This is a genomic window from Boseongicola sp. (assembly GCF_057460485.1).
The window spans coordinates 1-10,983 of the sequence record NZ_JBVCWP010000125.1 but is presented as its reverse complement, the minus strand read 5'-3'; the positions used below and the strand labels follow the sequence as shown (position 1 = coordinate 10,983).

Genomic DNA, 10,983 nt, shown 5'->3' with positions numbered 1-10,983 from the left:
TAGATTGTGTGGGTCAATAGCTTGACCGTATGGTGCCCTTCCGGCGCGCGCCCAGCGTCAGCAAGCGACGGAGTCGCTGCTAACATCCATTGAATATTCTTGCTCATTACACCGTCGTAAATGTCCCGGCCTGACTGGACCAAATCCTCTAGCCAACCTGCATAGCCGGCCGAAACCGCCGTGACGTCGCCGCGAGCCGTTTTGAAAACCGGTGGGGCCATCGTCGCTATGTAGGAGGCGAAGAACGGCACGCCAACATTGTAAGTTTCTGCGCCAAAGACAAAGCTTTCGCCCCAAGCGCTTTTCGGGGCCATCTGTGCAAGATGTTTGACATGAATGGTCGATACCACGGCCTTGCGCGCCCGAAACTCGCGCCCGTCATCCGCCCGCACGCCCACGCAACGCTCTCCATCAAGGATCAGTTCGTTCACTTGGGTATCGCAATGAAACTCTGCGCCGTGATCACGTAGATAACCCACCAGCGCGTCGATCAATCGGCCAGAGCCGCCCCTGGGGATCGACCAGCTTCGCGCCTGACGTGGCGCAATAATCTGATAGGCCAAAAGCCCGGTGCCAGCCTGATCAATCGGGACAGCGGTTTGAAATGCCATCCAGCCCATAAAGGCGCGGATGTGGCGGTTCTTGAATTCGTGGCAGATCACATCGTTCGCGCTCATCGCCATGCGCCGGGACCAGATGCCGCCACGCGGGTGCGCGGCCAGTATTTCTGCCAGTGATTTGCCATGCCCGATTGGCTTGGATCGGGCCTCGGCCAGCATTGGGCGAAGTTCTGCGAACTCGGTCAGAAGCGTCCTATAACTTTCGGCATCCTGCTCAGAAAACCGCGCATATTCGCGAATCGTCTTTTCGGGATCAAGAAACATTGTGATCTGCTCGCCGTCAGGCAGCGCCACATGGGCCACGGGATCAGGATCAATGTAGGACAGCCCATGTTTTGCAACCAGCCCAAGCTCATCTAGGCGGATCAGTGGATTCTGCTGGATGAGAGTGTGTCCGGTTGAACAGGTGTCGATAGCGTAACCCGGCCCAAGGATTTCCTCGGTCGTCGCTCCGCCACCCGGCACGGCACGCGCATCTAGAATTGCGCAGGAATATCCAGCGGAGGCCAAATAGCAGGCGGTAACGAGGCTGTTGTGGCCAGCGCCAGCAACGATGATATCTGCGGTTATCACATTTTGGTCCCCTACGTATCACGCTCGCGCAATCGTTTGCATGGATATGACCAAATATCTGCATCGCTGTCAAAGATAAGTGGCCCTAGATCACGCCCAACCAAACCCACCAGACCCATGTCAGCGGTATCCCCAGCACGCTGGTCACCAAGGCCGAGATCAGGCACAGCCGTGTCAACGCACCGACAGGAATGCGCGCCATGGCAATCCCGATCAAAAGTGGAGGCGATTGATACGGCAGTGCTGTGGTCGAAAAGCCGACATTATGCGCCATTGCCACGGCCTTGATCGACCAGCCCGTCGCTTCGCTCATTGAAGACGCCAAAGGTGCCAGCACGATCGGGGTCGCTGGTGCAATCGTCAGATGCGACAAGGCCGAAGAAAACCCTATGATCACTGAAACATCCCAAAGGCTGTTGCCCTGCCCAAGGCGCAAAGCTGGCACGACAAGCTCGGCGATCTGCGCGCCTAGCCCAATCTCGGTCATAACGGCGCTGATGCAAAATACCGAGGCGATCAGGAAGGCGATAGAAAAGTCGATTTCGGTTTTCATTGCTTGCGGCCCGAAGATCCCAACGCCGGGCAAAAATAGGGCCATCGCTGCCGTCAAAGCAACCCAGGCAGGGGCAATGCCGTGCCACGTATCACTCGCCCATAAACCGATGGCGAAAATGAGTACATACAAAAGCCGTTGTTGCTCAGTTGTCAGATCGGGGCTGTCACCAGTGTCGGTCAGCGGCTCACTTGTCGACTTGGTCCCGCGTCCAAAGGTCAGCAACATTATCAATAGCACCCCAAACCGCACCACATTGATCGGGGCGTTTTGGATGAAATACGCCCCATAGCTGATGTGCTGATCATAGAGGATTTCAATCGCCCCCATTTCCACAATTGTGGGCAGGTTGGCTGTCAGGAATGTATATGTCGGCACAAGCGTCATCATCGCGGCGCTCATCAATAGACCGGTGTGGCCGCGCGACCCTGGTATCATGCCCATGGTCCGGGCCAGTGAAAGTGTAATGGGCATGATGACGATGACCCTTGGAATGGCGGAAGGCACAAAGGCACCCAAAGCCAAGCCACCCAGAGACAAGAACCAGACAGCCCTGCCGTATGACCCCCCGGTATGTACATAAATCCGGCGCGCGATCTGATCGCCAAGGCCCGAAGATGTGATGGCAGCTCCAATCACCAACCCTCCGACTAATAGCCAGAAACCGCTCGCCGCAAATCCGGAGAAAACGACCTCTTGTGGCACCACGTCAATGGCGAGAAATGCCAGAAAAATTAGGATTGCGGTTGTCGCTTCGGGAAGGCTGCGCGTGGCAAAGGATGTGATCCCAGCGGCGGAGATCGCCAAGACCTGCAAGGATAGGTCTGACGTTGAAATGGTTGTGACCAATGCGGCCACAGCGATGAGGGATGCAAAGCCCTGCGATGCAGACATCATTGGAAGGTTGCCGATCAAAACAAGTTCACCAACACTTGCCGCAAGCCCAGATCAGAGCAGGCGTCAAACCTTACCGTCGATATCGCGGTAAACTTCGAATATAGCGGCGGTGTCGTAGTCTTGCGGCACAAGCGTCCAGCTTTTGTCATAAAGGTCTGATACTGCATCAAACATCGGGGTGGTGATGCCTTGGGCGCGAATATCAGCACCAATGATCGACAGGTCTTTTTCGAACATCGCCATATGTGCCGTCGCCGGTGTATAGTTGCCTGAGATCATCAAAGGCATCCGCAAATCGAGCATCTTGGACTGGCCCGCGCCCTTGGATAGCATTTGGTAGACCACATCGCGATCCACGCCGAGCGAATCTGCGTAGTGCAGCGTTTCGGCTGCCGCACAATTGTGCAGGGCGACCGCATGGTTGGCGACGTATTTGAGTTTTGAGCCTGCACCAAATTCGCCGGCGTGCATGATCGTATGGCAAAGGTGTTCCATGTAGGGCGTTGCATGGGCAATGGCGTCGCTCGGGCCAGAGGCCATGATGACCAGATCTGCCGTTGCTGCTTGTTTACCCGTTCCACTGACTGGAGTATCGAGCAGAATAGCGCCACCCAACTCCACCGCCGCTTTCGCCGCAAGCTTGTCAGCCATGGCGAAAGTTCCTGTTTCCATCACAACCTGACCGGGGTTCAGAACCTCCCCAAGTTCTTTGGTTACCGCCGCCAAGACTGAAGTCGAGGCGACGGAAATAATCACAAGGTCGCATTCTGTTAACCATGGCCCGACGGTCTCATGGGTTTTGCCACCTGCGATTTCAAGCTGTTCGCGGCCTATGATATCGGGGTCAGCCCCTGCAACCGAAATGCCAGCTTTCAACAAATTGGCTGCATAGGCGCTGCCCATGATGCCCAAACCGATAATGCCAACTTTCATGTTGCGACCTTTCTATTTTCAGCCGAGACCAAACAGTTTCTGAGCGGTAAGGCCTGCCACTTTGGCTTTGTCTTCGTCAGACAAATTGGAGCTTACGATATGTTCAACGGGGTCATAATCGGCCATGTCGAAGGGATAATCGCTGCCCATGATGACCTTATCCGCACCATACTGCTGCACCAGATATTCAAGCTGGTGACCGGTGAAGACCACGCCATCAATCCAGATTTTCTTGAGGTAGTTTGTCGGCGGTTCTGGCAGGTTCACTTCGCAATCTTTGCGCGCACCCCATGCGTGGTCGATCCGGCCCGAATAGGATGGCAGATAGCCGCCGCCGTGGACCGCAAAAATCTTAAGGTCAGGCATATCCCGTAGCAGACCGTTGAAAATGATGTAGTGCAGTGCCGTAGTCGTCTCGAGCGGGTTGCCGATAACATTTTGGAAATAGTACTCGCTGAAACGTGCCCCTTCGGTAAAACCATTCGGGTGGATCATAACAACCGCGCCTAGCTCTTCGGCCTTCTTCCAGAAGGGGCGAAACCGGTCGGCGCTGATTTCTTCGCTATCCATATTCGTGAGCAGCATTACACCCTTAAGGCCCAGACTCATCGCACGCTCAAGCTCGGTCGCGGCCTCATCTGGGTCTTGCAGCGGCACGGTTCCCAGCCCAGCAAAGCGGTCGGGGTTGTGGCCGACCCATTCGGCTATTCCATCATTAACCATCCGGCTGGCGACTGCGGCATGTTCAATCGGGGATTGATAATAGCACTGCGGTGGCGGTGGCGCGACGATCTGCATGTTGATGCCTTGCGCGTCAAGAACCCGCATCCGGTCTTCGATGTCTTGCATCGCGACGGGGCCACGGTCAGCTTCCTGCTGGGCGTTGACGATGTTGGTGTATTCGTTGGCATATTTGATCATCGCGATCCGGCTGAGATCAACATAGGGCACCATATACTTGGCAGCTTCTGGGATCAAAACATGCGCGTGGCTGTCCACGGTCAAAGTCGAAAGCCGACCGGGCTTTGCGGGTGTGGGGCGCGCAGACGTCGGTCCGTAGCGGTTGACGGCATCACCTATTTTGTGGGTGTCGATGGTGGAATGGGTCATAGATGAGAGTCCTGCTGAAATTGGTTAGGGGGGAGTTGCCCGTTGCCGAATTGATCCGGCAACGGCTTTTCATATTGCCTGAAAGGCTGCCTTACTGGTTTTCTGCGAGCCACGCTGCGGCGTCAGCCTCAACAACCGCTTTGTCGAAATCGTTCGCAGCCTCGATGTAGGTGTCGTTCAGGAACGTCGACACGTCGACCATCTTCTCGATCGCACCGGATGACAGCATACGTGGCTGCACGTTGGTCCAGACATCAGATTGCATATCGCCCATACGCTCAGTGGTTGAGATGTTCATGGGCAGGACGCCCTGGAACAGGCCCATACCGGCGGCCTCAACTTCCCACTCTTCAGGCACAGCCTGACGCAGCATCGCCTCAACCGCATCTGGGTTTGTGGCGCCCACGTGCATGCCTTTGGACCAAGCGCGGAAGAAACCTTCCATTGCTTCGCGCTTCTCCTCGATCATATCGGCGTTCATCGCGAGGGTGTTCGCGGGGCTGGCCAGCAGTTCTTCTGGTGTTACCTGATCAAGTTCGATCCCGTTGGCCACAAGGGCGGCCCAGTCAAACACTGAACCGGAAATCGCTGATACATTTCCGTCGCGGATTGCCGCGGCGAGGGTTGGGCCACTTTCGCCCAACACAACCGTCTGGACATCATCGATTGTGTTCCCAGCGATATCGAGGGCTGCCTGCAGGAATGCACGGTCACGGTCGGAAACCAGACCGACAGTGGTGCCCACGAGACTTTCCATAGACGTGTATTCGCCACCTGCCAGCACCGCGATGCCTTCGGGTGCGTTCTGCATCACTTCATACACGGTGTTGATATTTGCACCTGCATTCAGCGCATTGATCGTTTCATTCGGGTCAAGCATCGCAAGATCGGCCTGACCGTTTTGAATGAATGCCACGTAAGGGATCGACGTGTCAGATGGCAAAAGATTAACGGTGATCCCTTCATCTGCAAAATAGCCAAGCGCCTCGCCCACAACGAGCGGAAAGAACACTGCGGAACGTGGCGTCGGTTTGATCACGCTGATTGTAGTGTCCTGCGCGAAACTTACGCTTGGCGCAGCGACCACGGCCATAGTAGTGGACAGCATTATTGCTTTGAACATCTTCATTTTATTTTCCTCCCAGAAAAACGAGTTTGTCGCGTCTTATCTCCGAGCTGGTTTTCCCATGCTCGGGCACGCGCGCGTGACGCAGCCGCGCGACGGCTCTCTCGACGCCAGAACACGATCCGGTCGTCTAGAAACTCCATAGTGTAAAAAAGGATGAGGCCGATGGCTGTCATGCTCAGCAATGTGGCGAGCGACGCTGCCATATTCAGCTGGAATGAGAATCGGCTCATCAGGACCCCGACACCATCAGTTGCTTGTGCGAACTCGGCGACAACGGCCCCGATCAGGGCTGTGGTCATACCGATCTTAAGTCCGGCAAACATCAAAGGCAGCGCTGCTGGGACGCGGAATTTACGAAAAACCTGATAGTTGCTGGCGCCCAAAGACTGGAACAATTCCTCACGGTCTTCGTCAACCTGAACAAGCCCTGTGAGCGTGTTCACGAAGATCGGGAAGAACGAGATGATTGCAGCCAGCGCGATCTTAGATCCCATTCCATACCCGAACCACGCAATGATAACGGGGGTCAACGCGATGCCCGGTGTCACGTTCAACACGATCGCATAGGGGATCACATACCGCTTGAAGGTTTCCGAGAGCGACGAACAAACCGCCAAGCTGACTGCGATGCCGGCACCGATCAGAAAGCCAACCACTGCTTCGGTTAGCGTGATGAAGAAGTGGCGATAAATCGTGCCTTCGGTGATGTAGAGCTTCACAATCGCACTGCCGATCGCGCTAGGGCGTGGGATGATAATGGATGTGATCAGGCCGGACACCACGGCCATTTCCCAAAGCCCGATGATCACAGCGAACAAGATCAGGTGCGGCAAAACCCCGAATAGAAAATCGAATATCCGGAATGAAGTTGGGCGTTTTTGATCGGACATTATCTGCTTGCCCCAACTTGGGCCATTGCACTGCGACGTTTGACGCTGACGCGTTCCCGACCACTTTCGTATTTCCAGAAGGCCACGTAGTGATCGATCTTTTCCATGCCCTTGAAAATCAGAAAGCCCAAGATCGTCAGCGTGAAGATGCACGCGAAGGCGGATGCCATATTCAAGTTGCGCGTGTAGACGAGGATCAGCGATCCGATGCCTTCGTCGCGTTGGATAAATTCAGCCACAAGGGCGCCTGACAGGGCCGCCGTTAGGGCCAAACGTTCGCCCGCCATAATGATCGGGATTGCATCAGGCAGCACCAACTTGCGCAACACCTGCATCTTGGATGCCCGCAGAGACCGGAACAGTTCAAGGCGCTCTTCGTCCACATTTATGACGCCAGACAGCGTATTGATAAAAGGCGCAAAAAAGCAAACCAACACGATTATCGCGATCTTTGAGCTGGCCCCAAATCCAAGCGCTGCGATCAGCAAGGGCGCGACGGCGATCCGTGGTGTTGCCTCAAGAACAATGACGTAGGGCTTTAGAAAACGTCGCAGAACCGGGTTAAAGCCAACCAAAGCCCCAAGGCCAATTCCCAGGACTGATCCACCGATCCAGCCCATAAGAACAAGGCTCATCGTGGCATAAAGATGATACCAGACATTGCCGTTCTGGACATATATCAGCCAGAATGACCACATGATATTGGACGGGCGCGGATAAAACAGCGGGTCTAGCCAGCCGATCCGTGATCCGAATTCCCACAGCAAAACTAGCGTGATGAATAAACCAGCGTGACGCATTATTCGCTTGCGGCCGAGTGTGCGAGCGCTGTCCGCAAAGGGCTGGGGGCCCGGAATTATATCTTGGACGGCCATTACATCTCACCCAGTGTTTCGCGAACATCTACGACCAGTTTGTTGAATTCGACCGAAGTCTGAATGGACAAGGGGCGTGGGCGTTCAAGATCGACATTGACGATCTTGGCCATGCGACCCGGACGCGATGTCATGACGACAACCTGATCCGCCAAGAAAATCGCTTCTGCGATGTTGTGAGTCACAAAAATCGCTGTGGCCCCGACCTCTTCAACAATGCGCATCAATTCCATATTCAGGTGTTCGCGTGTGAATTCATCAAGCGCGCCAAACGGTTCATCGAGAAGAAGAATGTCAGCGCCCGTCTGCAAAAGCCGTGCAAGGGCGACGCGTTGCTGCATCCCGCCAGAGAGTTGAGCGGGGAAAGAAAACGCAAAGTCCTCAAGCCCAACCAACTTGAGAAGATCGAACGCGCGGTTCTTGTCGGCCTTAGTTGGGGTACCCGTGATTTCGGTCGGCAAAAGCACGTTCTCAAGCGCGGTGCGCCATTCAAGTAGTGTCGCCTTTTGGAACATCATGCTGATATCGGCGCGCGGCCCAGTCACCGCAGTTCCATGGACCGCGATCTCCCCCGACGTCGGTGCGATAAGGCCTGAGATCAACCGCAACAGGGTGGACTTACCACATCCTGACGGGCCAACGAGTGATACAAACGATCCGCGTTTGATCTCGAAATTGGCGTCTTGCAGGGCAATCACGGATCCATCGGCAAATGTCTTTTCAACACCCCGTCCGCTGACGACGACTTCTTGATCGGCGGCGTGTGTTTGTATCTGATCAGCCTTCATTTTGTGCTTTCTTGTGCATAGACGCGGTCACTATTTTCTCAGCGCGTGAAATATCAGGCAGCGACATATCGGTTACTCGATCACGGGTCGGTTTTTCAGCCCGCGCATGACTTGCACGTGCGATTTTCGGATATGTTTGGCGCAAAGGCGGGCGGCAGCGCGTCCATCGCGGGACTGCAGCGCGTCGATGATTTTATTGTGGTCATCCAGCGCGGACTGCATCGCATTCGCCTCTTGATGGCGCGACGACAGGGACACGATGCACAGGCGTTCGTAATTATCCATCAGACTGCGCATCGTATCAGCGTGCCGACGGTTCCCGGACAATTCGTTGATTTTGGCGTGGAAGTTGCGGTTGTAGCGGGCAAATTCCGGCAACGATGACAGGTCCGCCGTGCGAAAATCGTCCAGCGCAGCGAGGTTTTCGATGCTGGCATCGGCTGCAATACGGCGCGCCATTGCGGTTTCCAGAATTTCACGTAGATCAAGGATGTCATGGGCGTCACTGATTGAAATTGGCGCAATGCGGTGGCCCTGACGGGGGGCGATTTCAATCAAGCCTTCAAACTCAAGCCGTTGCAGCGCATCGCGGATCGGCGATTTTGAGACACCATATTTTTCGGCAAGGGCGACTTCGCGCAGCTCCTCACCAGGCTGCAAATCACAGGACATGATATCCTCGCGCAGCTCTTCAAAAATACGATGTCGCATCAAATCAGATGACATCCGATCCCCCCTGATATCTCACAAAGGGTAAGGTGGGCGGACAGGTTTGGTCAATTCATCGCTCGTAATAGTGACTATCTGGAATCTTGATACGCCCGCCCACGCTCAGAGCTGGACAGATTGGCCTGTCTCAGCGGATTGCACAATCGCGTCTAACACCTCTATATTATGGAGCAATTCGAAGTCGGAATAGGGGTAGGGCGCTTCACCACGGATCGCCGCGCCAAATGCTTCAAGATTGGCGGTTACGCTGTCGCTCCAATCAAAGACCTCTGTATCGGCGTCGTCGATGCTGCGATAGCGTTCCATTGTCGATTTACCGCCGGGCGTATCGGGATGGGTCGCATTGCGAATTTCTACCCACATATCGCTGCCAAATACATGCGTCCGGATAAAGTGCGGCGTGTGCAGGATTGCCTGCAAAGTGGCAGTCATGCCCGCTTTGAATTGCATTTGAACGGTAATAACGTCGCCGGTCTCCCAGCCCAAGCTGCGATCAGCGGTGATCGCATGCAAGGATGCTACCGGCCCATAAAACGCGATCAGCAGATCGGTCAGGTGAATGCCCATCTGGGTCATTCCAGCGGCAGGGGCGAAGGCCTTAGTAGTGCGCCAACTGTCAGAGGTTAAGGTGATTAATTTGTCATGACTAAAAGCCATTTCAGTGTGCATGATCGTTCCCAGCGCGCCCGCGTCCAGCAGGTCGCGCAGTGCTAGGATGGCGGGTTCAAACCGTCGTTCATGACCCACGCCCAACACCAAACCCGCGCTGCGGCAGGCCTGAATGCTATCACGCGCTCCTGCGGATGACAGCGACAGTGGTTTTTCGCAGAACACGTGCTTTCCCGCGGCTACGGCCTGTGCGATCTGGCTGACGTGCAGGTCATTGGGCGATGTAAGAATGACCGCCTGCACGTTTGGATCGGCGAGGGCCACGTCGTAGTTTTGCGCGACCGTCAGTCCAAGGCCTTCAATGTCCGCGTGCAATGCAATCACTGGTTCAACCACGCAACGCAGATCAAATTGCGGGTGATCTTTAAGCCGTCGTGCAATGTGTTGACCCCACCAACCATATCCAACTAGCGCCGTGCCAATCATGTCGTTGCCTTTCCCTGGCCAAATACGCCAACCAGCGAATTGTCATAGTCCGACCATCCGCTCGCTGCCGCGATTTTTGCTTTTGCCAGCGTCGCCGCGATAACGCCTGAAGGGCCACCACTGCTTACGGCCAAATCCTCCATCAGTTTCATATCCTTGATTGCGTTCTTCAGGCTGAGGCTGACAACTCCGGGGTCTTGATCCACCAACATGCTCAAGATCGGCGGAACGCGCTTCTTGGCGGCACCAATGGCACCCGAACTATCGGCCAACACATCTAGCGCAAGGGCAGGATCAATGCCCTTCGCCATAGCCAGACCGACGGCTTCACCCAAGGCACTCCAATAGACCATCAGCGGCAGGTTCACCGCCAGCTTCATCGCCGCACCCGATCCTGTGGGGCCCAGATGTTCAAGCCTGCGGGTCAGTTTCGCCAACAAGGGCTGCGCGCTGTCGAAGGCGGCCTGCTTTCCGCCAGCCAATCCCATCAGTTGACCTGAGCGTGCAGGAACAACATTGCCGCTGACAGGACATTCCAGAAACAGTCCACCGCGCGCCTCAACAGATTTTTCCAGCGCGATGACGGTTGCAGGGGACGTTGTGCAGAACTCAATGATTGTCTTGCCGGTTAGGTCGGCTTCTAAGATGCCGCCCGGTCCATGGTAGGCGGCATCAAGTGCGCCGTCATTCGCCAGAACGGATAGTATAATGTCCGCCGCTTCGACCACCGCGCGAGGGGTCTCCATTACGGTGCTGCCAGCGATACCTTGCGCTTTGCCAGCGGATCGGTT

11 protein-coding genes are annotated in these 10,983 nt (G+C 55.4%); all 11 read right to left on the bottom strand.

What is annotated here, in order from left to right:
* The coding region (locus AC221Y_RS14075; RefSeq protein WP_486707561.1) for a phytoene desaturase family protein at positions 1 to 1,193 on the bottom strand (1,193 nt) is incomplete at its 3' end.
* An 85-nt stretch (positions 1,194 to 1,278) separates the two neighbouring features.
* Entirely contained in the window at positions 1,279 to 2,643 is a 1,365-nt protein-coding gene (locus tag AC221Y_RS14070; RefSeq protein WP_299752650.1) for an SLC13 family permease, read from the bottom strand.
* Between the two features lie 63 nt (positions 2,644 to 2,706).
* Positions 2,707 to 3,576, bottom strand: a complete 870-nt coding sequence (locus AC221Y_RS14065) for an NAD(P)-dependent oxidoreductase (RefSeq protein ID WP_299752653.1) — start codon at positions 3,574 to 3,576, stop codon at positions 2,707 to 2,709.
* A gap of 18 nt (positions 3,577 to 3,594) precedes the next feature.
* Positions 3,595 to 4,686: an amidohydrolase family protein gene (locus AC221Y_RS14060; protein WP_299752656.1), complete on the bottom strand. Its 1,092-nt coding sequence runs from the start codon at positions 4,684 to 4,686 to the stop codon at positions 3,595 to 3,597.
* A gap of 91 nt (positions 4,687 to 4,777) precedes the next feature.
* Positions 4,778 to 5,815, bottom strand: a complete 1,038-nt coding sequence (locus AC221Y_RS14055; protein WP_299752659.1) for an ABC transporter substrate-binding protein — start codon at positions 5,813 to 5,815, stop codon at positions 4,778 to 4,780.
* The gene (locus AC221Y_RS14050) at positions 5,812 to 6,705 is read right to left on the bottom strand and encodes an ABC transporter permease (protein WP_299752663.1); all 894 of its coding nucleotides are present in this window, start codon (positions 6,703 to 6,705) and stop codon (positions 5,812 to 5,814) included. The genes AC221Y_RS14055 and AC221Y_RS14050 overlap by 4 nt, the downstream gene beginning before the upstream one ends.
* The gene (locus AC221Y_RS14045) at positions 6,705 to 7,580 is read right to left on the bottom strand and encodes an ABC transporter permease (protein ID WP_299752666.1); all 876 of its coding nucleotides are present in this window, start codon (positions 7,578 to 7,580) and stop codon (positions 6,705 to 6,707) included. The genes AC221Y_RS14050 and AC221Y_RS14045 overlap by 1 nt, the downstream gene beginning before the upstream one ends.
* Entirely contained in the window at positions 7,580 to 8,368 is a 789-nt protein-coding gene (locus tag AC221Y_RS14040) for an ABC transporter ATP-binding protein (protein WP_299752669.1), read from the bottom strand. Before AC221Y_RS14040 ends, AC221Y_RS14045 begins: the two co-directional genes overlap by 1 nt.
* A 72-nt stretch (positions 8,369 to 8,440) precedes the next feature.
* Positions 8,441 to 9,094 (bottom strand): GntR family transcriptional regulator, encoded by a 654-nt coding sequence (locus tag AC221Y_RS14035; protein WP_299752672.1) that lies wholly within the window; start codon positions 9,092 to 9,094, stop codon positions 8,441 to 8,443.
* A gap of 105 nt (positions 9,095 to 9,199) precedes the next feature.
* Positions 9,200 to 10,192, bottom strand: a complete 993-nt coding sequence (locus tag AC221Y_RS14030) for a Gfo/Idh/MocA family protein (protein WP_299752675.1) — start codon at positions 10,190 to 10,192, stop codon at positions 9,200 to 9,202.
* On the bottom strand, positions 10,189 to 10,983 hold a 795-nt coding region (locus AC221Y_RS14025; RefSeq protein ID WP_486707560.1), incomplete at its 5' end, for an NAD(P)-dependent oxidoreductase. The genes AC221Y_RS14025 and AC221Y_RS14030, both read right to left, overlap by 4 nt.

Coding starts and splice junctions, on each gene's coding strand:
- AC221Y_RS14070 (WP_299752650.1), bottom strand. CDS start 2,643: ATGATGTCTGCATCGCAGGGCTTTGCATCCCTCATCGCTGTGGCCGCA.
- AC221Y_RS14065 (WP_299752653.1), bottom strand. CDS start 3,576: ATGAAAGTTGGCATTATCGGTTTGGGCATCATGGGCAGCGCCTATGCA.
- AC221Y_RS14060 (WP_299752656.1), bottom strand. CDS start 4,686: ATGACCCATTCCACCATCGACACCCACAAAATAGGTGATGCCGTCAAC.
- AC221Y_RS14055 (WP_299752659.1), bottom strand. CDS start 5,815: ATGAAGATGTTCAAAGCAATAATGCTGTCCACTACTATGGCCGTGGTC.
- AC221Y_RS14050 (WP_299752663.1), bottom strand. CDS start 6,705: ATGTCCGATCAAAAACGCCCAACTTCATTCCGGATATTCGATTTTCTA.
- AC221Y_RS14045 (WP_299752666.1), bottom strand. CDS start 7,580: ATGGCCGTCCAAGATATAATTCCGGGCCCCCAGCCCTTTGCGGACAGC.
- AC221Y_RS14040 (WP_299752669.1), bottom strand. CDS start 8,368: ATGAAGGCTGATCAGATACAAACACACGCCGCCGATCAAGAAGTCGTC.
- AC221Y_RS14035 (WP_299752672.1), bottom strand. CDS start 9,094: ATGTCATCTGATTTGATGCGACATCGTATTTTTGAAGAGCTGCGCGAG.
- AC221Y_RS14030 (WP_299752675.1), bottom strand. CDS start 10,192: ATGATTGGCACGGCGCTAGTTGGATATGGTTGGTGGGGTCAACACATT.